The organism is Mycobacterium sp. NGS27, assembly GCF_059813005.1.
The window spans coordinates 612201-634911 of record NZ_JCALDT010000002.1 but is presented as its reverse complement, the minus strand read 5'-3'; the positions used below and the strand labels follow the sequence as shown (position 1 = coordinate 634911).

At 66.5% G+C, this 22711-nt stretch carries 17 protein-coding genes; 10 read left to right on the top strand and 7 right to left on the bottom strand.

The window, feature by feature from the left end; translation table 11 throughout:
• Positions 1–921: 921 nt before the first annotated feature.
• The 5 genes from AC5Y30_RS07615 to AC5Y30_RS07595 form a co-directional block, all read right to left on the bottom strand.
• Positions 922–1332, bottom strand: coding sequence for a hypothetical protein (locus AC5Y30_RS07615; protein ID WP_499917462.1), 411 nt, complete (start codon positions 1330–1332; stop codon positions 922–924).
• A 1381-nt stretch (positions 1333–2713) separates the two neighbouring features.
• The gene (locus AC5Y30_RS07610) at positions 2714–3049 is read right to left on the bottom strand and encodes a DUF2563 family protein (RefSeq protein WP_499917461.1); all 336 of its coding nucleotides are present in this window, start codon (positions 3047–3049) and stop codon (positions 2714–2716) included.
• Positions 3050–3171: 122 nt separating this feature from the next.
• Entirely contained in the window at positions 3172–5151 is a 1980-nt protein-coding gene (locus tag AC5Y30_RS07605; protein WP_499917460.1) for a putative alpha/beta hydrolase, read from the bottom strand.
• 27 nt (positions 5152–5178) lie between these two features.
• Positions 5179–5685 carry a pullulanase gene (locus tag AC5Y30_RS07600; RefSeq protein ID WP_499917459.1) on the bottom strand — a complete coding sequence of 169 codons (507 nt, stop codon included), beginning with the start codon at positions 5683–5685 and terminating at the stop codon, positions 5179–5181.
• A gap of 24 nt (positions 5686–5709) precedes the next feature.
• On the bottom strand, positions 5710–7152 hold the full coding sequence (locus tag AC5Y30_RS07595) for a CCA tRNA nucleotidyltransferase (RefSeq protein ID WP_499917458.1): 1443 nt from the start codon (positions 7150–7152) through the stop codon (positions 5710–5712).
• 170 nt (positions 7153–7322) lie between these two features.
• Here AC5Y30_RS07595 and AC5Y30_RS07590 point away from each other — a divergent pair, with 170 nt between their 5' ends.
• The 10 genes from AC5Y30_RS07590 (at position 7323) to AC5Y30_RS07545 (ending at position 20673) form a co-directional block, all read left to right on the top strand.
• Positions 7323–8804, top strand: a complete 1482-nt coding sequence (locus tag AC5Y30_RS07590; protein ID WP_499917457.1) for a putative alpha/beta hydrolase — start codon at positions 7323–7325, stop codon at positions 8802–8804.
• 370 nt (positions 8805–9174) lie between these two features.
• Positions 9175–9477: a hypothetical protein gene (locus AC5Y30_RS07585; protein ID WP_499917456.1), complete on the top strand. Its 303-nt coding sequence runs from the start codon at positions 9175–9177 to the stop codon at positions 9475–9477.
• Between the two features lie 115 nt (positions 9478–9592).
• Positions 9593–10327, top strand: coding sequence for an NUDIX hydrolase (locus tag AC5Y30_RS07580; protein ID WP_499917455.1), 735 nt, complete (start codon positions 9593–9595; stop codon positions 10325–10327).
• Complete coding sequence (locus AC5Y30_RS07575; RefSeq protein WP_499917454.1) at positions 10324–12717, top strand: hypothetical protein; 2394 nt, start codon at positions 10324–10326, stop codon at positions 12715–12717. Before AC5Y30_RS07580 ends, AC5Y30_RS07575 begins: the two co-directional genes overlap by 4 nt.
• Positions 12714–16358, top strand: a complete 3645-nt coding sequence (locus tag AC5Y30_RS07570) for a lipid II flippase MurJ (protein ID WP_499917453.1) — start codon at positions 12714–12716, stop codon at positions 16356–16358. Before AC5Y30_RS07575 ends, AC5Y30_RS07570 begins: the two co-directional genes overlap by 4 nt.
• Positions 16359–16437: 79 nt before the next feature.
• Positions 16438–17022, top strand: coding sequence for an RNA polymerase sigma factor SigM (gene sigM, locus AC5Y30_RS07565; RefSeq protein ID WP_499917452.1), 585 nt, complete (start codon positions 16438–16440; stop codon positions 17020–17022).
• A 74-nt stretch (positions 17023–17096) separates the two neighbouring features.
• Entirely contained in the window at positions 17097–17867 is a 771-nt protein-coding gene (locus tag AC5Y30_RS07560) for an RsmA family anti-sigma factor (RefSeq protein ID WP_499917451.1), read from the top strand.
• Between the two features lie 93 nt (positions 17868–17960).
• Positions 17961–18971, top strand: coding sequence for a thioredoxin-disulfide reductase (trxB, locus tag AC5Y30_RS07555; RefSeq protein ID WP_499917450.1), 1011 nt, complete (start codon positions 17961–17963; stop codon positions 18969–18971).
• Positions 18968–19321, top strand: a complete 354-nt coding sequence (gene trxA / locus AC5Y30_RS07550; RefSeq protein WP_406813330.1) for a thioredoxin — start codon at positions 18968–18970, stop codon at positions 19319–19321. Before trxB ends, trxA begins: the two co-directional genes overlap by 4 nt.
• A gap of 131 nt (positions 19322–19452) precedes the next feature.
• The gene (locus AC5Y30_RS07545; RefSeq protein WP_499917449.1) at positions 19453–20673 is read left to right on the top strand and encodes an N-acetylmuramoyl-L-alanine amidase; all 1221 of its coding nucleotides are present in this window, start codon (positions 19453–19455) and stop codon (positions 20671–20673) included.
• A 3-nt stretch (positions 20674–20676) separates the two neighbouring features.
• Here AC5Y30_RS07545 and AC5Y30_RS07540 read toward each other — a convergent pair whose 3' ends face one another.
• Positions 20677–21444 (bottom strand): acetyltransferase, encoded by a 768-nt coding sequence (locus AC5Y30_RS07540; RefSeq protein WP_499917448.1) that lies wholly within the window; start codon positions 21442–21444, stop codon positions 20677–20679.
• 266 nt (positions 21445–21710) lie between these two features.
• Complete coding sequence (locus AC5Y30_RS07535) at positions 21711–22697, bottom strand: ParB/RepB/Spo0J family partition protein (RefSeq protein ID WP_499917447.1); 987 nt, start codon at positions 22695–22697, stop codon at positions 21711–21713.
• Positions 22698–22711: the final 14 nt, after the last annotated feature.

The window sequence follows — 22711 nt, the reverse complement described above, 5'->3', positions numbered from 1 at the left end:
TGGAGGCCCTGCCCCATGCCGACAGGTGAAGCTGGCACTGGCGCCGCGCTGGGGGCGCCAGGCATTGCGGGTGATGCCGATCCGCCGGTGGTGGGCATATGGACGCCTGTTGTGGGGGCTGCTGGTGGCGCACCTGGCGCTGGCCCGCCGCCCGGCACCGACGCCCCCTGCCCGAAACCGTGCCCATACCCGGCCGGCGAGGCCCCCGGACCGCCGCTTCCCGGCACTAACGCACCCTGTCCGGCGTTATGCCCGTAGCCGGCTGGCGATGCGCCCGGACCACCACTCCCCGGAACCTCCCCGTTCTGTCCGAAGTTATGACCATATGCCGGAGGCGGTGTTTCCAGATCCTTCGCGCTAATCGGGCTCGGCGGCTTGGCATCACCAACATCAAACCCGTTTGCTAGAGCCCAACTCCGAGCATCCCCCCCGCCTTCGGTATCAAGGATCTTCTGCGTGGCGGCGACAAGTTTGTCGACCGCGTCTCGGCTGGCGTTCGCCGCATCGGCGTTGCAACGCGCCTGGACAGCTTGCACTTCCGCCAACTGCTCGGGCGGCGGCTTCTTCGAAGCAAGGATGTCATCTATCTCTTTATTGCCCGTATTCGCTATCTCCGACAGGCGGCTGCGCAAATAATCGATGGCGTCCGCGCCTGAATTGAAGGCCGCCGCCTTCGTCCGGTACTTCTCAGCGAGATCCAAGTGAAACTTCTCGCCCTGTTGATATCGGGAAATAAGATCGTCGGCCGTGTGGCCCTCGTTGTGGGCTGCGATTTTCGTCCAAAGATTTCGCAGGTGCTGCGAGTAACCTTGCTGCTCCGCAGAAGCCTGGCTCCAGTGTTGCGCGCCTGCGCGCAGATTCGTTGACGGCGCTGGCCACCACGCACCGACGAGCGCAGCTGACCACTTACCAGGCGGAAGATCAACCGCCACCGCACACCTTCTTCATTACGGCATCTTTGGCCAGGACATCCTCGAGCGCCGACTGAAATTCTGCGTCAGTTGCGACACCATAACTACTCTTTGCCGTAACTGTGAGGTAAGCCGACTCTAGGGCGCGTGCGGTGTCGCGGTGGTTGGTATCGAGGGCCGGATTGTTCGCCCCCATGTCGAGCATCAGGGCCCCATTAGTGGTTGCGATGCGAGCGAGCGCCTTGTCTGTACCGGCGGTGTCGACTTGCACGGATTGGGCCGCCAACTTGTACATATCGCACAGTCGCTGTTGCGCGGCGGCAATCTCCGCCGGCGTATAACTGGGCGTCGTTGTGGCGTTGGCTGACGAATGGGAAGCCGTCGGTCGCATTAGTGCCACGAATAACGCAGCAACAGCCACTGCGGCGGTCACCATTCCAGCTAGCACCATCCGTGGGCGTGGACGCGATATTGGTTGCGGGAGATGCGGTGGTGGGCAACTTCCTGCGGGCGGGACAGGCGACCCTTCACCATGGCTCGAAGGCAAATCTCCCACCACGTCCTCCTCCTGCCAGCAAGCCCGTATGCGGTACCACATGGGTCGTTCCGCGACTTCCCTCCCCATCAATAGTGGAGCAGGCAGGGGGAGGTCGAGCAATTCACTGTGCGGCAATCCGCTTCGCCGACCTGGACATCGAAGACCGTATGCCGCCATTTCGCATCAGACCTACGACCATTCGGCGAAGGATCCTGCCAGCGCTCGACTCGGCAACTCGTCACGGATCCAGCCCATTATGCTGCTGATTCGACTGATCCACTGAGCATCGCGGTAGCGCCACGCATGCATGGTCATGGGGCGCCGTCGCAAGGAGCCAACCCAACCGATCCGACGCGGGTGGCTGATGTCGCGGACAGAGTTGAAGTGCCGCGCATTAACCCTTCATGGCGGCATTTTTTTGCGTGGAGGCCGTCAGACCAGCCGTGAAACTGTGTATCGGTAGCAACATCGCTATTCTTCCAGCCAATATCTCGAGAAGGATGCCGCGCGGAAGCACGTCATACGCCGCATACCTTCTTCATTGCAGCATCCTTCGCGTTGACATCGTCGACCTCCGAATTGAAAGCGGGGTCATCGCGCTGGAGCGAACTTCCCATCGCCGTGGCTTTGGTGTATGCCGCTGCCAATGCCAGGGCGACAGCTCGGTCACCAGGCGGGATCGCGGGAGCCTCATTCACTACCTGTTCAAGCATCACTGCGGCATTAACTCCGGCGACACCAGCCGCTGCCCGGTCGTTCCCATTTGTCTCTATTTGAACCGAGCGTGCGGCCAGCTTGTACGTGTCACACAGCTGCTGGTGCGCAGCCGCAGTTTGGTCCGCGGTGTATGACGCTGTGGTCGACCTGGTTGAGGATGCAACTGACTGACTAGTCCCAGGCCGCGTTAATGCGACAACGAGGGCCGCGATGCCCAGCAGGACGGCAATCGCGGCTAAGACGATAGCTGGCCATGCCCGAGGGCGCGCCGATGGCTGCGTGGGAAAGACTGGAGCCCAAGGCGTGGGGCCTGGCGGCGGGCCGGCGGCCGGCCTCTCCTCGGGAGCTGGAGGCAGATCCCCCACCATGCGTCCTCCTCATGATTGCCCGCGCTTTCGAGACCGTCTCGAATTTGCTTCCATAGTTCAACAGCTAACCGAGATACGAGCAATACCGCCGCTTTGCGGCCGCTAGGTCGGCTGCCGGACCGGTGGACCAACATAGGGCCCACCCAGAAGCGAAGCTGGGTCCTCCGTCACGGCACTCTCTACACGCTCTGTACAGAGGGACCAGAACTCGGTCGCAACGCCTTCATGTCGTCGGCGTTGTTGTCGTCCATGTTGGTGAACCCCTTGGCCGCGTGGTGCGCCTTGGTGCCGACACCCGTGAGCGTCTCACTATGGGCCTGCAGGGTTTTCACATGCTGACCGTGCGCGGCCGAGACCGCGCCGTGAAAGGCGTCGGCCGCAGCGAACTCACCGAACATCCCCGCTGCCACTGTTCCGCCAGCCAACTGATCCGCCCCGTCCTGGGCGTGCCCTCCTGCGCGGTGGGACTGATTGCCTCCGGAATGCAAAAGATCCGTATCGACGAACACTGGCACTCCTTCCGATCTGATGCGATAAACGGTCTCGACGCTGCGTACGCCTTTCGATCAGGCTAAATGCGGCTTCGGGGGTGGTCAATTCACCCACGGACCAGGCGGAGCCGCCAGCACGAGGACACCTAGAAACCATGGCCATTGGTGACCGATCGCGCGGGCCGATCCCATTCCGGATCGACAGTCACGGGCACCTGGATTTCGACATGCGGCAGCGAAACCGTGCCCAAGGGGGTGTGTAACTGGAAAGGAAGGGCGATGCGCGCTGCGGCCCGGTCCGGCGCCAGCATGCCCTCGCCGGCCAGCCGATCGCCGTGCCCGACGACGATCTCGGTGAGGTTGTGCAGCGATTCGCTGCCCACGTCGTAATAGCGCGAATGGTCGGTGAACCAGGGCATGACGCTGTGCGAGCCCGCGACTTCGGCACGGAACCGCACCGCCCCAAATCCCGCGTGCGCCGGGTCGCTGCCCAGCCCTGCCAACGGTCCCACCGGCCCGCCTAGCGTCTCGTTCAGTCCGTTCGGGAGGCCGCCACCCGTCTCACCGATCCAGCTGATCGCATCGGTCGACGCGGCGCCCACATACAGTCTGCCGCCGTTGAGAGAGAAGTCCGCGGCGCGATGCGCCAAATCGGTTCCTGGGCAACCGGTTAGCACAGCATCGTTGGTGCGCAGGCCGCTGTTCGCAAACGCATCGGCAACGGTGGTGGCACCGTAGGAATGTCCAAGAACCGTCACATGCGACGGGAACGACGACTCATGTGTCGCGGCTAGGCCGTTGACATCCGCGGCCAGCAGCGCCCCTGCTTGCCTCGCCCGCCAGGGGGTGCCAACCTGCTCCAATTCCGCGGGATCGGTGATGGCCTGCTGCCAATGCGGTTGGCCGAATTCGGGTGCGTCGTAACCCATCCAGGCCAGCACCGCCGTCGAGTGGCTGGGGTCGGCTTTCATTGACTGTTCGTAAAGGTTGATCGCGTCGTCGGTCCCGTCGGACATCCACCCTCCCCGCACGCTGCTGTTGGTGCCCGGGACGATGACCGCCGTGTTGCGAGACTTGTCCGGGTTGCCGATCGCGATGGCCGCCCTGCCCTTGCCGTTGAAAGCCAGCGGGTCGTAGGCCCACAGCATGACCGGGTGCCCCTCCGGCAGATCGGACCTTTTGTCGCGCTCGAGAAAGTCGTTCGTTTTCACCGCGTTCTGGTATCGCGAAATGTCGGTGGCGCACAACCCGTAATCGCCGGGGTCGGTGAACACATCCGACTTCCGGTTGTTGAGCGCGTCCTCGCGGAGCGCCGAGGGCACCAGCCCGCGCTGACGGGCGGCGTCTTCGACCTTGCGCAGGTCGTCCTTCATCGCCGCCTGGTTCACCGCGTCACGCGCGTCGGCCGGTATGCCGTTCATGTTGCCTAACTCGCGCGGGTGCTGGTCTATCAGCAGCCGCTTTTGGTTGGCATTCAACGATTCCCACCATCGCCTGCCCTCCTCTGAGCTGCTGCCCGCCCACGGAATCGATAGTTCGTCGACGCTTTGAATGTCTGCCGGGTCGACCCCCTCGACGCGGAGATCCCCTAACGCGGCCGCAAGGCTGACCGAATACCGATCGCGAACCTGCCGGAGTACCAGCACTATCGCTTTCGTTTCGGTAACCGCCTCGACGCGCAGATCGTCGGCCGCGCAGTGGTCGTTGTCTGCGAGGGCGTCGCAGAGCTCGTCGTCGATGACTTCCAGGTCGTACTCCAGTGCGGCGAGGTACCACGCGGAGGCTCGCTGAGCCTCGGCCAACGCTGCGGCAATAGTCTCCAATTCGACTGCGATCATGGGCAATCGCTCGGCCTGCAGACCCAACGACCGGGTCACGCGCTCTACCTCATCGGCGTCGTTGATCGGGTGCTCGCTGTTCTGGCGGTTCCACGACGCTTCGAAGCGACGGCGAGCGGCCTCGAAGGCAACGACCGCCTCCGACGTGCTCGCTCCGGCGTCGCGGAACGCCCGCGCCAACGACGAGATCTGTGCTGGGCGGCCCGCTTGCACGCTGGCATCGGTCGACCAGGGATCTCCGCCGGCTTCGGCGACGAGAAGTGGAATGCTTATGTGGCGCAATAACATCGCGCCGTCGCTAGGCCAGCGCCACCCTCAGAGCGAACTCGCACCGTCGGCGAGGCCGTCGCCATCCGAATCGGTCAGCCGCACATTCCATTTGCCGTCGCCGTCGGTGTCGACATAGCCGGTCACGCCGTTTTCGTCGGAACGCAAGACGCGGTCCGCCAACCCGTTGCCATCGGTATCGACGAGGCGGGCGTCGGCACGCCCGTGCGCGTCGAAGTCGACCAGGGGGCCGCCGGTGTGTTCGACACCATCGAGGCCGAACCAGCGCAGCTGGCCGCCGCGGTCCATGGCCACCGCCCATGTCCCGGATCCGTCGTCGGTGAAGTACGCCTCGGGGGTACCGTCGTTGTCGATATCCAGCACAGAGTGATCCACGATGCCGTCGCCGTCGAGATCGGCGAGGGCGTCGTCGCGTAATCCGTCGTGGTCGAAATCCAGTCCGATCGATTCGAAGCGCCCGTCGTGGTCCAGATCGAGGTCGGGTTGCCCGTGCCAGAAGGCGGCGCCGTTATCACCAGCCATGCAGTAGTCCATGCATATTCGGACGCGTGGCTGCCGCTACTCGTTCCCCCGAGACTTCCACCACGCCAACAACTCTGCGGTCGCCTCGTCGTTGTCCAGCGGTCCGCGCTCCAACCGGAGCTCCTTTAAGAACCGCCATGCCTCGCCGACCTGGGGGCCGGCCGGGATGCCGAGCAACTCCATGATCTCGTTGCCGTCCAAGTCGGGGCGTACCCGCGCCAGATCCTCCTGGGCGGCCAGCTCGGCGATCCGCGTCTCGAGCCGGTCGTAGCTGGCCTGCAGCCGCGCGGCGCGGCGCTTGTTGCGGGTCGTGCAATCGGCTCGCACCAGCTTGTGCAGTCGGGGTAGCAGCGGGCCGGCGTCGGTGACGTAGCGCCGGACGGCGGAATCGGTCCACTTCCCGTCGCCGTAGCCATGAAACCGCAGATGCAGATACACCAGTTGCGAAACGTCCTCGACCATCTGCTTGGAATACTTCAACGCCCGCAAGCGCTTTCGCACCATCTTGGCGCCGACGACTTCATGGTGATGAAAACTCACGCCGCCGTTGGCTTCGTGGCGCCGAGTCGCGGGCTTGCCGATGTCGTGCAGCAGCGCGGCCCAACGCAGTACCAAGTCCGGGCCGTCGTCCTCCAAGGCGATCGCCTGGCGCAGCACCGTCAACGAGTGCTCGTAGACGTCCTTGTGTTGGTGGTGTTCATCGATGGCCATCCGCATGCCGCCGACCTCGGGCAGCACCACCTCACCCATGCCGGTCTGCACCAGCAGATCGATGCCGGCCGTTGGGTCGTCGCCGAGCACCAGTTTGTCCAGTTCGGTGGCTACTCGTTCGGCGCTGATGCGCGCCAGCTGCGGGGCCATCTGATCGATCGCGTCTCGCACTCGCGGTGCAACGCCGAAGCCGAGCTGTGAGACGAACCGCGCCGCGCGCAACATCCGCAATGGGTCGTCGCCGAAGGACACCTCCGGCGCGGCAGGCGTGTCCAGCACCCGCGCGCGCAGCGCCGCCAAACCGCCCAGCGGATCCAAGAATTCGCCCGGCCCCTCTGGCGAGATCCGCACGGCCATCGCGTTGGCCGTGAAATCGCGCCGCACCAGATCGTCCTCCAGGCGGTCGCCGAATCGCACCTCGGGATTGCGGGACACCTGGTCGTAGGTGTCGGCGCGAAAAGTGGTGATCTCCAGGCGGTGCTCGCCCTTACCGACACCAACGGTCCCGAATTCGATCCCGGTGTCCCATATGTTGTCGGCCCACCGACGCAGGATCTGTTGCACCTGCTCGGGGCGTGCGTCGGTGGTGAAATCCAGGTCGGGACTCAACCTGCCCAACAACGCGTCTCGTACCGAACCGCCGACGAGGTAGAGCTCGTGGCCGGCGGCGGCGAAAGCGGAGCCGAGCTCGGCCAGCACGGGCGCATGCCGATTCAGGGCGACCGCGGCGGCGGTCAGCAGGTCGGCATCCTGGGCGGCGTCTGGCACGTTCGATCAGCCTAGTCGGCCGCTCGCGAAATGCCCGTGTGAGGAGCCTCGCACGTCACCAAAGGTGAATTGACCCGGCGTGGCGCGTCAGTACCGTTACGTGCGACAAGAAGGGTTGGCGGCGGGACGATGCGGTGCATCTCCGATACATAAGCAAGGGCGCACTGATCATGTTCGCGGGCGGAGACCCGTGGAAGATCAATGCCACATTGCAGAGCGGGCGGCCGGCCCAGATCTCGAATCTCGCAAAAGCGTTTCATGACGCGGGGCGATCCACAGGCGAAGCGGAAGCCGCATTCAACCTGGCGCGGAGTCGCTTCGACAAAGCCTGGACACGCGAGAACGGCGAGAACCCGATCAACGACTCGGCCGAGGTACAGCGGGCCACGAACGCGCTCGGGGTACAAGCAGCTCAGTTGCCCAGAATCGGCGCGGATCTCGAGAACGTCGCGGCCTCCCTGGCCGAGGCCCAACGATCGGGAAAGGGCGAGATTTCGTCGCTTGAAGGAGCGCTGCAAGATCACGACGATCAAATCGGCGAGGCGGTCGAGCTGGAGAAGAACGCTCAGTTGACGGCTTCGGAGAGGCAGTTGCTGGATCACTACATCGACGGACTCGAGAAGCACGCGATCGATGACACCAAGGCGTCGGTAAGCAATCTGACGCGAATTCGCGATCAATATTCTCATCAGCTGCACGCTTCGATCGCCAACCTGGGTAAGCAGGACGGGTACGACCCGCCGATCCAAGCATTTGACGGCGATGTTCCGGAATCGCCCTCGCAGGACCAGCGTCGTCATAACCAGATTGAGGCCTTCAAACAGGTCTTTGGCCGTGAACCATCTTCGGACGCCGACTGGGAGACAGCGGCCGCGCTGGATTCGCAGACCTATGACCCCAAGTTCAACGGCGCCAAATCGGAGATCCGTGTGGTCAGGATCCGCCCCGTACCCGGGCAGGGAGTGGTCCGTGTCTCGCAGTGGATCGAACAACGCGACGTGACCAGCTTTCCGCCATGGAAGCGAGACCTTGGGAACAACCGAGGACCTAATGCAAACTTCGACCCGGAAGACACCAAGGTCACCACATACATCGACTACGAGAACGGCATCGTCGTGTTACGGCAGAATCCTTCCGTCGAGGAGAATTCCACCGGCGGGCCCGGCCGGGTGAAGGTCGGCATACCCAAAGGCAGCGTGACGCAACTTCCAGATGGATCCGTTCGGATCAAATACGACGCGGGCAACCCTTTTGCTCCTGTAATCACCGGAGATCCCACGGGCCCGTTCGCGGGCCATACAGTAACGGTCAACGGCGACCTCGTTTTCTCGCCCGGGCCAGGAGGTGTGCAGGTTAACGGAACGCGCACCGACTATCCGTCCTTGGAGGTGTATCAGGACATGCCCAACGGCGGCACCCGCACAGTACTGATCGACCCCGCCAAATCCGGCCGATCCTGGGGGCCGGCGTTCAATCTGCCCGGCCATCACGACGTCGGCCCCCTCGGCGGAAAGGCGTTCGCACCGTTCGACACAGGTGGCTGGAACACGAAATACGATGTGCCGGCTCCTTTGCCTGCGACTGACTTTGGCCCGGTTATCGACATACCGTCGGTGCCTCCCTTGCCTACCGGAACTGCGGTTCCCGCATGACCATGGATTATTGAAAGCAACAGAAGATGCGGTCTTTACTTCGAGTTGGTGAGCTGGACTCAGGCGCATGGCGCGTGGCGACATTGTCTGCGCCAGTCGTCGTGCAGATAGTCTTGGGATTGCTGCTTGCCACGATGTGGTTGCTGGGCAAGTGGCCGTTCGAAACGCATAGTGCGTTCGCCGGTGAGCGAGCATGGATGCTGGCTTCGACCGGCGTTACGACCTTGGCAGCGCTGCTAGTCAGCGTCGCGTTCCTGAGGTCGTCGTCGCCGCGCAATCACGGTCTTGCGCTTAGCATTGCGGGATCGTCCGCCACTGTGCTTATCGGTGGGATTGTCTACGCCTATCTAGTCTTGCGCTGAAAGGTCTTGTGTTGGCCGACGAATCGATGGTCCAGGTATCGAAACCGCGTTATGGCCCGGTCGCTTTCGTGGTTGCAATTCTTCACGTTCTCATCGTCGAGTTCACCACGTGGCTTTTCATGCCGTATTCAATCGTCTTCGTGCTGCCGGTCGTATTGATTTACATGGCGATCTCAGCTGTGGTCATGCAGGCTCCGGGAACAACTGGTCAGATCGGGCGCGGCATGCTCATCGGCAGCCTCTCCGGGCCGCTCTCGCTACTTATCTTTGGCGCTGTGTGGGCTATCGCCCACGCGATAGGCCCCATCTGACCGAAACCCAGGACTGGGAACTGGACGAGACGCACGTCTTCCGCCGCGTCCTCGCGCACTCAGCCCGCGGCGAGCATCTCCAGGAGAATATGCCGTGCCAGCTACTATCGCTTGGGTGTCGGACGGCGAACAAGGCAAACCGCGTCGGCGCCGGGGGCGGCGCCGGGGCCGTGGCGCCGCGGCTTCGTCCGAGAAGCAGACCACCGGTCAAGCGACCGGAGACTCGACAGCCATCAAATCGCGCCGATCCCGGGCGTCTCGCCGCGGACCGGATCAGCTGCGGACCGTCCACGAAACCTCGGCCGGGGGGCTGGTCATCGACGGTCTCGACGGACCGCGCGAGTCTCAGGTCGCGGCCTTGATCGGACGCATCGACCGGCGGGGGCGGATGCTGTGGTCGCTGCCCAAGGGGCACATCGAACTCGGTGAGACCGCCGAGCAGACCGCTATTAGAGAAGTGGCCGAAGAGACCGGCATCCGGGGCAGCGTGCTCGCCGCGCTGGGCCGCATCGACTATTGGTTCGTCACCGACGGCCGCCGCGTGCACAAGACCGTGCACCACTATTTAATGCGTTTCTCGGGCGGCGAGTTGTCCGACGAGGACCTCGAAGTCGCCGAGGTGGCCTGGGTCCCGATGGGCGAGTTGCCGTCCCGGCTGGCCTACGCCGACGAACGCCGGCTGGCCCGCGTGGCCGACGAGCTGATCGACAAGCTACAAAGCGACGGTCCGGCTTCGCTCCCCCCGCTGCCGCCCAGCTCCCCGCGGCGCCGCCCTCAGACCCATTCGCGGACTCGGCATGCTGACAAACCGGCCACGGGCCGAAAGAACGGCCACGGACCGGGGCCGTGACAGCTCCGCGTCTCCGGTGGGCCGGCTTGGTGCGTATCGCCGCCGTGCTCGCCATCGTGGCCGGACTTGCGGTGCTCACCGGTCCGGTGACGCCGCGTGCGGCGGCGGGCGAGCCGGGGGTGACACCGTTCGTCCGGGTTCGCATCGATCAAGTCACTCCCGACGTGGTCACCACGAGCAGTCCGCCCGTCGTGACCGTCAGCGGCATGGTGACCAACATCGGCGACCGGCCGGTCCGCGACGTCATGGTCCGCCTTGAGCACGCGGGACCCGTCACCGCCTCCGCGGGTTTGCGCACCACCCTCGACGGCGACACGGATGGGTATCAGGCGGCCGCGGATTTCCTCACAGTGGCGCCCGAACTGCAACGCGGGCAAGAGGTCGGCTTCACCCTGTCGGCCCCACTGCGCGCCCTGACCAAGCCGTCGCTGGGCGCGGAGAAGCCGGGCATCTACCCCGTCCTGGTCAACGTGAACGGCACACCGGACTACGGTGCACCCGCCCGGTTGGACAATGCGCGCTTCCTGCTGCCCGTGGTGGGCGTGCCGCCCGACCGCGCCGACGACGTGGGCTCCGCCGTCGCACCCGACACCTCTAAACCGGTGCTGATCACCATGCTGTGGCCGCTGGCCGACCGGCCCAGGCTGGCTCCCGGCGTGCCGGGCGGAACCATCCCGGTGCGGTTGGTTGACGACGAGCTGGCCACCTCGCTGGCCGGCGGCGGCAGGCTCGACATCCTGCTGGCCTCGGCCGAAGTCGCCACCAGTCACGACGTCGACCCCGACGGCGCCGTCGGCCGTGCGCTGTGCCTGGCGATCGACCCGGATCTGCTGGTCACGGTCAACGCGATGACCGCCGGCTATGTCGTGTCCAACTCCCCCGACGACTCGGCCCAACTGCCCGGCACCCCCACCCACCCAGGCGCCGGGCAGGCCGCCGCGACCGAATGGCTGAACCGCCTACGCGCCCTGGCCCACCGGACGTGTGTGGCCCCGCTCCCCTACGCGCAAGCCGACCTGGACGCCGTCCAGCGCGTCAACGATCCCGGCCTGAGCGCCATCGCCACCACGAACCCCAACAGCATCGTCGACAAAATTCTGGACGTCTCCTCGATCCGCGGCGCCACGCTGGTGCCGAACGGTCCGCTGACCAACCGCATGGTCAAGCTGCTCAGCGCCAGCGACAACACGGTCGCCATCGCCGCGGCCGACCTGTCGGCCACCGAGGCGCAGGGCTCCCCCGGGAGCGGCGCCGACACCGCGCCGCGGCGGTTGTCCCCGCAAGTCATGGTTGCGCCGTTCGACCCCGCCGTCGGCGCCGCGCTGGCCGGAGCGGGCACCACCCCCGGGGTGCCGACGTACCTGGACTCGTCCCTGACGGTTCGCCTGGGCCACGACTCCGCGACCGCGCGCCGGCAGGACGCGCTGGGCTCGATCTTCTGGCATGCGCTCGACCGCGACGAGCCCCGCACCCAGATCCTGGTTCCGCCGTCGACGTGGAATCTGCAGGCCGACGACGCCCAGGTCATCCTGACCGCCCTGACCACCACCATCCGCTCCGGTCTGGCGGTACCGCGACCGCTGCCGGCCGTGGTCGCCGACGCCAACCAAGCCGCACAAGCCCGCACCGAGCCGCAGGGAGGCGTCGGCGCCTACGCCTCCGCACCCGGCCAGTTCAGCGACGACGTCACCGCCGGCATCAGCGGGCAGGTCGGCCGGCTGTGGGGCCTGACGGCATCGCTGATGACCGACGATCGCACCGGGCTGACCGGCGTCCAGTACACCGCCCCGCTGCGCGAGGACATGCTGCGCGCGCTGAGCCAATCCGAACCACCCGACACCCGCAACGGGCTGGCCCAGCAGCGCCTCGTGGTGGTCGGCAAAACGGTTAACGACCTGTTCGGCGCGGTGACGATCGTCAACCCGGGCGGCTCCTACACCCTGGCCACCGAGCACAGCCCGCTGCCGCTGGCGCTGCACAACGGCCTGGCCGTCCCGATCCGGGTGCGGCTGCATGTCGACGCGCCGCCGGGGATGAACGTCACCGACATCGGCCAGATCGAACTGCCGCCGGGTTACCTGCCGCTGCGCATCCCGGTCGAAGTGAACTTCACCCAGCGCGTCGCCGTTGACGCGACCCTACGGACTCCGGACGGTTTGCGGCTGGGCGAGCCCGTGCGATTGTCGGTGCACTCCAACGCCTACGGCAAGGTCCTGTTCGCCATCACGCTGTCCGCCGCGGCGGTCCTGATCCTGCTAGCCGGCCGACGGCTGTGGCACCGGTTCCGTGGCCAGCCCGACCCCGCCGACCTGGACCGCCCCGACCCACCCGATGCCCGGCCCGCCGCTGACCCCGACGACGACCGGGTCGAACAAGAGCACCGAGTATGACCCCCACCTATCGGCAGGCCCAACCGCACCACCGCCTGCCCGAGCCGTCGCGGCAGTCCCGTGCGGCGGGCTCGCCGCCGACCGGTCCACTGCCGCCCGTTGCCGCCGAGATCGATCGGCGGCGCCCCGAGCTGTCTGACGCGGCGTTGGTATCGCGGTCGTGGGCGATGGCCTTCGCCACGTTGATCAGCCGGCTGACCGGCTTCGCCCGGGTGGTGCTGTTGGCCGCGATCTTGGGCGCCGCACTGTCCAGCGCGTTCTCGGTGGCCAACCAGCTGCCCAACCTCGTCGCGGCGCTGGTGCTGGAGGCGACCTTCACCGCGATCTTCGTGCCGGTGCTGGCCCGCGCCGAGCAAAGCGACCCCGACGGCGGCGCGGCGTTCGTGCGGCGCCTGGTCACGTTGACGACGGCGCTGTTGATCTTCGCCACAGCGCTGTCGGTAGTGGCCGCCCCGCTGCTGGTGCGGTTGATGCTGGGCCGCAACCCGCAAGTCAACGAGCCGCTGACAATTGCCTTCGCCTACCTGCTGCTTCCCCAGGTCCTGGCCTATGGGCTGACATCGGTGTTCATGGCGATCCTGAACACCCGCAACGTATTCGGGCCCACGGCGTGGGCGCCGGTTGTCAACAACGTCGTCGCGCTGGTCACCCTGGCGGTCTACGCACTGGTTCCCGGCGAGCTCTCGGTCGATCCCGTCCGGATGGGCAACGCCAAGCTGCTGGTGCTCGCTGTCGGCACCACGCTGGGCGTGTTCGCCCAAACCGGGCTGCTGCTGGTGGCGCTGCGCCGCCAACGCGTCGACTTGCGTCCTCTGTGGGGAATCGACCAGCGCCTCAAGCGCTTCGGCACCATGGCCGCCGCCATGGTGCTCTACGTCCTGATCAGCCAGCTCGGTCTGGTGGTCGGGAACCAGATCGCCAGCACCGCAGCGGCATCGGGACCTGCGATCTACAACTACACCTGGCTGGTCCTGATGCTGCCGTTCGGCATGATCGGCGTGACGGTGCTGACGGTCGTCATGCCGCGGCTGAGCCGCAACGCCGCAGCCGACGACACCGAGGCCGTGCTCGGCGACCTGTCCTTGGCTACCCGGCTGACGTTGATCACGCTCATCCCGATCGTGGCGTTCATGACCGTCGGCGGACCCGCGATGGGCAGCGCGCTGTTCGCCTATGGCCATTTCGGGAACGTCGACGCCGGATACCTGGGCGCCGCGATCACCCTCTCGGCGTTCACGCTGATCCCCTACGGGCTGGTGCTTCTGCAGCTCCGAGTGTTCTACGCGCGCGAACAGCCGTGGACGCCGATCGTCATCATCCTGGTCATCACGGCCGTCAAGATCCTCGGCTCAGTGCTGGCGCCGCACCTCACCGACGACCCCAAGCTGGTGGCCGGCTTCCTGGGGCTGGCCAATGGCGCCGGGTTCCTCGCCGGCGCCATCATCGGCTACGTCCTGCTGCGAAGGGCCTTGCTGCCGGCCGGTGGTCACTTGATCGGCGTCGGCGAAGTCCGGACGATCCTGGTGACGCTCACCGCGTCCATGCTGGCCGGATTGATCGCCCATGTGGTCGACCGCCTGCTCGGGCTGAACACTTTGACCGACCACGGCGGCGCCGGTTCCCTGCTTCGCCTGGTCGCGCTGGGGCTGATCATGCTGCCGATCACCGCCGCGGTCATGCTGCGCGCCGAGGTCCCCGAGGCGCGGGCGGCCCTGGACGCCCTGCGCTACCGCATCACGGGCCGCGGACCGCGCCCGCGCAAGCCGAGTGCCACGGATCGATCGTCCCACCGGCGCCCGGTCACGTACCCTGAGCAGAGGAATTCGTCCCCGCCTGGGGTAAATGCGGTCCAGGAGCCGATCCGGCGCAGGCCTCCGGAGCGGGCAAACCGAGCCCGGCTAGTGAAAGGACCGGAGGTGACCGACCGCCCGATGGAGAGCGCAGCCCCCAGCTCTGGCCCTGGTACAGGCTCAGATACTTCGCTGCCGCGGCCGATCGCCGACGACTTCCAGCCCGACATTCCCGCCGCCGGGCCAAAGCCGTCCGCCCCGTCCCGCCCGTCGGACCAGTTCAACGGCGATATCCCCGGCTCCCGCCATGCACAGACCCCGTTCGAGGCGCCGCGCGGCCGTACGGCGGATTCCACCGGAGATGACGTGCACCTTGTTCCCGGCGCCCGCATCGCCGGCGGCCGGTACCGGCTGCTGGTGTTCCACGGCGGCGCCCCACCGCTGCAGTTCTGGCAGGCGCTGGACACCGCCCTGGACCGGCAGGTGGCGCTGACCTTCGTCGACCCGGACGGCGCCCTGCCCGACGAGGTCCTCCAAGAGATCTTGTCGCGCACCCTGCGGCTCAGCCGCATCGACAAACCCGGCATCGCCCGCGTCCTCGACGTCGTGCACACCGGCTCCGGCGGCCTGGTGGTATCCGAATGGATCCGCGGCGGCTCGTTGCAGGAGGTGGCCGACACCGCACCCTCGCCGGTGGGCGCTGTGCGGGCCATGCAGTCGCTGGCCGCCGCCGCCGACGCGGCCCACCGCGCCGGCGTGGCCCTGTCGATCGACCACCCCAGCCGAGTGCGGGTCAGCATCGAAGGCGACGTCGTGCTGGCCTACCCGGCGACGATGCCCGACGCCAACCCGCAGGACGACATCCGCGGCATCGGCGCCGCGCTCTACGCCTTACTGGTCAATCGGTGGCCGATCGTGGAGAGCGGGGTGCGCAGCGGGCTCGCGGCGGCCGAACGCGACCCGTCCGGCAACCCCGTCGAGCCGATGTCCCTCGACCGCGATATCCCCTTCCAGATCTCCGCGGTCGCCGTCCGAGCGGTCCAGGAGGACGGCGGAATACGCAGCGCGTCAACGCTTTTGAACCTCCTTCAGCAGGCCACCGCGGTCGCCGACCGCACTGAGGTCCTCGGCCCCATCGACGATTCGCCCTCGCCCTCGACGGCGTTGATCTCACCCGGTCAGGAGCAGGCGGCCTTCGCCCGCCGTCGGCGCAACGTGCTCATCGGGGTCGGCGCCGGCCTCGCCGTCATCGTGGTGGCCCTGCTGGTGCTGGCGTCGATAGTGAGCAAGATCTTCGGCAACGTCGGCGGTGGCCTCAACAAGGACGAGCTCGGACTGAACGGGCCCTCGTCGTCGTCATCCGCGCCTGCGTCGTCGAGCGCGCCGCCCGCGGCCGCGGGAAGCGTCGTCAAACCCACCAAAGCGACGGTCTTCTCCCCCGACGGCGACGCCGACAACGCGGGGACGGCCGGGCAGGCCATCGACGGCGATCCCTCGACGGCCTGGGCGACCGAGGTGTACACCGACGCCGTGCCCTTCCCCAGTTTCAAGCAGGGCGAGGGGCTGATCTTGCAGCTGCCCAGCCCCACCGTCGTCGGCCAAGTCAGCATCGACACCCCCAGCAGCGGGACCAAGGTCGAGATCCGCGCGGCATCCTCGCCGACGCCGTCCAGCCTCAACGACACCACCGTGCTGGCCCCTGGCTTCACGCTCAAGCCCGGCCACAACGTGATCCCGGTCAAGGCGGGCTCGCCGACGTCGAATCTGCTGGTGTGGATCTCCACCCTGGGATCCACCAACGGCAAGAGCCAAGCCGGATTCTCGGAGATCACGGTCCAGGCCGCGTCCTGATCCGCGGCCCATTCGACCCACTCACATGAGCCCGTCCAAGTGAAGTGCCGCGCCATAGGCGATTGGTTAATGTCCGGCCGTGGGCTTCGGGAGAAACGCCAAGCACGAGCGCAGTGACGCCGAACTGCTCGCAGCCCATGTGGCCGGCGACCGTCACGCCTTCGGCGAGCTCTTCGGACGGCACCAGCGGCACCTGCACCGGCTTGCCCGGCTGACCACCCGCACGCCCGAGGACGCGGAAGACGCGCTGCAAGATGCCATGCTTTCCGCGCATCGCGGTGCGGGCGCATTCCGGCACGACGCCGCCGTCGGCAGCTGGCTGCACCGCATCGTCGTCAACGCCTGCCTGGACCGGCTGCGCCGCACCAAAGCGCATCCGACCGTGCCGCTGGAAGACATCTATCCGGTTGCCGACCGCACGGCTCAGGTCGAGACCAAGTTGGCCGTGCAGCGCGCCCTGATGCGGCTTCCCCTCGAACAGCGGGCCGCGGTGGTGGCCGTCGACATGCAGGGTTACTCGGTGGCCGACACCGCCCGCCTGCTCGGCGTCGCCGAAGGCACGATCAAGAGTCGCTGCGCTCGCGGCCGGGTCCGGCTTGCCGAGCTGCTGGGCTACCTCGACGCCGACACACACGCCCTGCCAGACGCCGCCGGCCAGCCCTGACTGTGCCCGACATGCAACCGGCCGCGCGGGGCTATGCGTGGCCATCGGGGCGCGCATGACGGACACTGTGTGCGATGAGTGCACCGGACGACGATGCGGCAAGTGACCGCAACCCGGGATCAGACCGACCGCTGACCGTCGAACTGCTCGCCGACCTACAGGCCGGGCTCCTCGACGACGAGACCGCCGCCCGCCTCCGCAGCCAAGTCCGCGCTGACCCGCAAGCCGCCGCCGTGCTGGGTGCCTTGAACCGGGTCCGCAACGACGTCGCCGCCGTCGGCGCCGACCAGGGCTCCGCACCCGACCCGCCCCCGCGGGTAACGGCCCGGATCGCGGCGGCACTGCGTTCCGCAGAGCCCGCTTCCGGTGATGCGCCGGAACCGCCCGTTCACTCCGCTCGCCCACACATCCGTCCGGCCCGGGCCATCGCGGCCGCGGCGGGCCTGTGCGCGGTGCTCTTCGCGATCGGCGTCGGGACCGTCGCGCTCCTGCATGCTCCCGAACCCGTCCCGGATACCCCTGGCGACGTCCAGCACATCACGCTGTCGACACCACCGATGGAGATCCCGCTCTCGCGGAACGAGATCCTCGGCCTGCTCGACCGCAGCCCCGACTACGGAACGCTCGACGACCCGGGGCGGCGCGCCTCCTGCCTCACCGGCCTCGGCTATCCGGCGTCGACGCCGATCCTGGGCGCACGCCCGGTCGAGATCAATGCCCGCCCCGGCGTCGTTCTGGTGGTACCCGGCGACAGCCCACACGTCCTGGCCGTCTTTGCGGTCTCCCCCAACTGCAGCGCCGCCGATACCGGCCTACTGGCCAACACCGGGGTCCCCCGCCCTTAATGTGGTGCGATAGCTGGTGCGACCCACCCGGGAACAGCCGTGCCTACGCTGGTGTTTACACAGATCCAGAGACGAATCGTTTGAAAGGTTTTCATGACCTCCGACACTGTGCATGACGTGATCGTTATTGGTTCGGGTCCTGCTGGGTATACCGCGGCGCTGTATACGGCGCGGGCGCAGTTGGCGCCGGTGGTGTTTGAGGGGACGTCATTCGGTGGGGCGTTGATGACGACCACCGAGGTGGAGAATTTTCCGGGTTTTCGCGACGGGATCACCGGTCCGGAGTTGATGGATGAGATGCGTGAGCAGGCGTTGCGCTTCGGTGCGGATCTGCGGATGGAGGACGTCGAATCGGTCTCGCTCGACGGTCCGGTCAAGACGGTGACCACGGCTGAGGGTGAGACGGTGCGGGCGCGGTCGGTGATCTTGGCGATGGGTGCCGCCGCGCGGTATTTGGGGGTGCCCGGCGAGCAGGAGCTGCTGGGCCGCGGCGTGTCCTCGTGCGCGACCTGTGATGGGTTCTTCTTCAAGGATCAAGACATCGCTGTGATCGGCGGCGGGGACTCGGCGATGGAGGAGGCGACGTTTTTGACCCGGTTTGCCCGCAGCGTGACGTTGGTGCACCGGCGCGAGGAGTTCCGGGCGTCGCGGATCATGCTGGACCGCGCCCGGGCCAACGACAAGATCACCATCGTGACCAACAAGGCGGTCGAGGCGGTCGAGGGCGAGTCCACGGTGACGGGTTTGCGGCTGCGCGACACCGGCACCGGTGAGGTTTCGACGTTGGCGGTGACCGGGGTGTTCGTGGCGATCGGCCATGACCCGCGCTCGGAGCTGGTGCGCGACGTTTTGGAGACCGACCCCGAGGGCTATGTGCTGGTGCGTGGCCGCACCACCAGTACGTCGATTGAAGGGGTGTTCGCCGCCGGGGACCTGGTGGACCGCACCTATCGCCAGGCCATCACCGCCGCCGGCAGCGGCTGCTCGGCGGCCATCGACGCCGAGCGCTGGCTCGCGGACCACGAAGAGTCCAGCGCCGCCGCGCAAGGCGACGCAACCGAATTTCCGGGCAGTACCGACACATTGATTGGAGCACCACAATGACCGACGCCGAAAAAGCAGGTGCCACAATAGAAGTCTCCGACGCTTCGTTCTCAACCGACGTGCTATCCAGCAATAAGCCTGTGCTGGTTGACTTCTGGGCAACGTGGTGCGGCCCCTGCAAGATGGTGGCGCCGGTTCTCGAGGAAATCGCCAGCGAGCGGGGCGAACAGCTCACGGTCGCCAAGCTCGACGTGGACGCCAACCCCGAAACCGCACAGAATTTCCAGGTGGTCTCCATCCCCACCCTCATCCTGTTCAAAGACGGGCAGCCGGTGAAGCGGATCGTCGGCGCGAAAGGCAAGGCGGCGTTACTGCGGGAGCTCTCGGACGCGGTTCCCAACCTCAGCTGATTTCAATTACGTCGCCGCACCACGCCCCGCGCACAGCCTGCGGTTTTCCGAAATCTGAGAAGCGTCTGCGACAATACCGGTAGCTGTTGCCCAACATCTGAGCTTGTGAATAGTCCCGGAGGGCCCTTGGTATGTCGAGTCCGCGCCGCGAATACGGCGACGCGCTGCGTTGTGGTGACCACAGCGCAGCTGTGACCGAAATTCGGGCGACGCTGGTCACACTGGGCCTGCTGGATAGCTCCGAGGACGATCTCAACACCGGCCGGCACGTGGCCCTCGAACTCTTCGACGCCGAACTCGACCAAGCGGTCCGTGCCTTCCAGCAGCATCGCGGCCTGCTGGTGGACGGCATCGTCGGCGAAGCGACCTACCGCGCGCTCAAGGAGGCGTCGTATCGGCTCGGTGCCCGCACGCTGTATCACCAATTCGGGGCCCCGCTGTTCGGCGACGACGTCGCAACGCTGCAGGCGCGGTTGCAAGATCTGGGCTTCTACACCGGCCTGGTCGACGGATATTTCGGCCTGCAGACCCACAACGCATTGATGTCCTACCAGCGCGAGTACGGGCTTTCCGCCGACGGTATCTGCGGCCCAGAAACGTTGCGCTCCTTCCATTTCCTGAGTTCGCGGGTCACCGGCGGATCTCCGCATGCGCTCCGCGAAGAAGAGCTGGTTCGCTCATCTGGCCCCAAATTGTCTGGCAAGCGGATCATCATCGATCCGGGCCGCGGCGGCGCGGACCACGGCACGATCATGCAGGGCCCGTCGGGACCGATCAGCGAAGCAGATGTGTTGTGGGACTTAGGCAGTCGTTTGGAAGGGCGGATGGCCGCCATCGGCATGGAGACATTCCTGTCGCGACCGGTCAACCGCAGCCCCCTCGACGCCGAACGCGCCGCCACCGCCAATAACGTCGGCGCCGACCTGATGATCAGCCTGCGCTGCGAAAGTCAGATCAGCGCCGCGGCCAACGGGGTGGCTTCCTTTCACTTCGGCAACTCGCACGGTTCGGTGTCCACCATCGGGCGCAACCTCGCCGACTTCATTCAGCGAGAAGTGGTGGCTCGCACCGGTTTACGGGACTGTCGGACGCACGGCAGGACGTGGGATCTGCTGCGCCTGACGCGGATGCCGACGGTACAGGTCGACGTCGGCTACATCACCAACCCTCGGGACCGCTCGATGCTGGTCTCGACGCAGGCCCGCGACGCCATCGCCGAGGGGATCCTCGCCGCGGTGAAGCGGCTCTACCTGTTGGGCAAGAACGACCGCCCCACCGGCACCTTCACGTTCGCCGAACTGCTGGCCCACGAGCTGTCGGTGGAACGCACCAGCCAACTCGGCGGCTCCTAATCCTCAACCGCCCGGGGCGGTTTCAGGCGCATTCGCTGTCGTAGACCCCGCTGCCGTGGAGCCGGCGCCGACCGGCTGTTCCAGATGTGCGTTCTCCAGCAGGCGCTCCAGGGCGGCCTCCACCTCCGCCTTCCAGCCGAGGCCCTTGTCGAGTTCCAGCCGCAGCCGCGGGAAGTACGTATGTGGCGCTACCACAACGAAACCCGTGTCCTTCAAGAATTCCGCATCCATGACACAGTGGTCCACCGAACAGTCGCCGACGGCTTCCAGCACGGGCCGTACGTCGGGTCCGACCAAGCGCGGATCCTGCAATTCCGACGCCGCCGGGGTACGGCCGAACGCCTCGAGTGCGCGCACGCCGCGGCGTACCAGTTCATCGATGACCCGGGCGATCAAGCCGTGCGGGAGGTCGTCAGCCGCCGGCCCGGGTTCGATGCCCATCGACGTCAACAGCACCGCGTCGGCGGACACCGGACCGGTGGGGAACCGCTGTGCCCGCGGCACCGCCCGCGGCGGCGCGTAGAACACGTATCCCAGACACGGGGGCTCGGCTTGGCTTCGCTCGTCCGGGACAGCGGTGGCGACTTGCCCACACGATCCCCACTCCAGCATCACCATCGACAGCCACGCTTCTTTTTCGAATTCGGGGTCGGCGAGGTGGTCCTGATTACCGAGGGTCGCTGGATCGACTTCCCAGAAGACGCACCGGCGTGCGTGCTTGGGAAGCTGCTCGAATGCCTCGAGCCGTAGCGGCATGATTCGAGCGGACACTAGCCTCCTGGCTCTTGTGCGGTACTGCAGCCATCTGCGCCGGCAACCCCTCCAGGATAGGAGAGGTGGTCGTCATCGGGCCAGCTTTGGCCTGGTCATCGAGATTGGCGCGCATCACGGCCGGCCTCGTGGCGCCGCCGCGGCCGCCTATGTTCGAAAGTCGTTGATGCGCATGCCGTTTCGTCGAGCCACAGCACCCGGGACGGATGAATTTGTCACAAAAGTTGTCCGAGTGTCACAGTGACGTAATTACACGGTGTCCTCGTTCACGCCTTGGGCGGGGACATAACGTCGAGAATCCGCTGTAGATCGTCCACCGAACCGAACTCGACCACGATCTTGCCCTTGCGCTTGCCCAGGCTGACCGTGACGCGGGTATCGAAGGCGTTCGACAGCCGGTCGGCAACGTCTTGCAGGCCCGGCATCTGGATGGGTTTGCGGCGCGGGGCCGTCGGCGTGGCCGTACCACTCCGGTTGGCCAACGTGACGGCCTCCTCGGTTGCCCGCACCGAGAGTCCCTCGGCGACGATCCGGGTGGCCAGCTCCTCCTGAGCCTCGGGGCCGGCCTCGAGCGACAGCAGGGCGCGAGCGTGACCGGCGGACAGCACTCCGGCGGCCACCCGCCGCTGAACCGCGATCGGCAGCTTGAGCAATCGGATCATGTTGGTGATCAACGGCCGCGACCGGCCGATCCGCGCCGCCAGTTCATCGTGGGTGACGCCGAATTCGTCGAGCAGCTGTTGGTAGGCGGCCGCCTCTTCCAACGGGTTCAGCTGGACCCGGTGGATGTTTTCCAACAGGGCGTCGCGCAGCAGATCGTCATCGCCGGTCTCGCGCACGATGGCCGGGATGGTCGCCAGGCCGGCCTCTTGAGCCGCGCGCCAGCGCCGCTCCCCCATCACGATCTGGTAACGCGCACCGGTAGTGGAATCCTTGACGGCTCGCACCACGATCGGCTGCAAGAGGCCGAACTCGCGGATGGAGTGCACCAGCTCCGACAGGGCTTCCTCGTCGAAAACCTGCCGGGGCTGACGCGGGTTGCGTTCGATGTCGGCCGGCGCGATCTCGCGATAGACCGCCCCCATCGACGACGCGTCCTGCGGTGGCGGACCCCCGATCAAGACGTCCGCGGCGGCGTCGCCCATCCGCGGGCCAAGCGTCGCCGGCCCCGAGTCGCCCTCCGCGGGACCGGTCGGGATAAGCGAAGCCAGGCCCCGGCCGAGGCCACCCTTTTTGCGTAACGGCTGCGTCATGGTCGTCCCTTCGG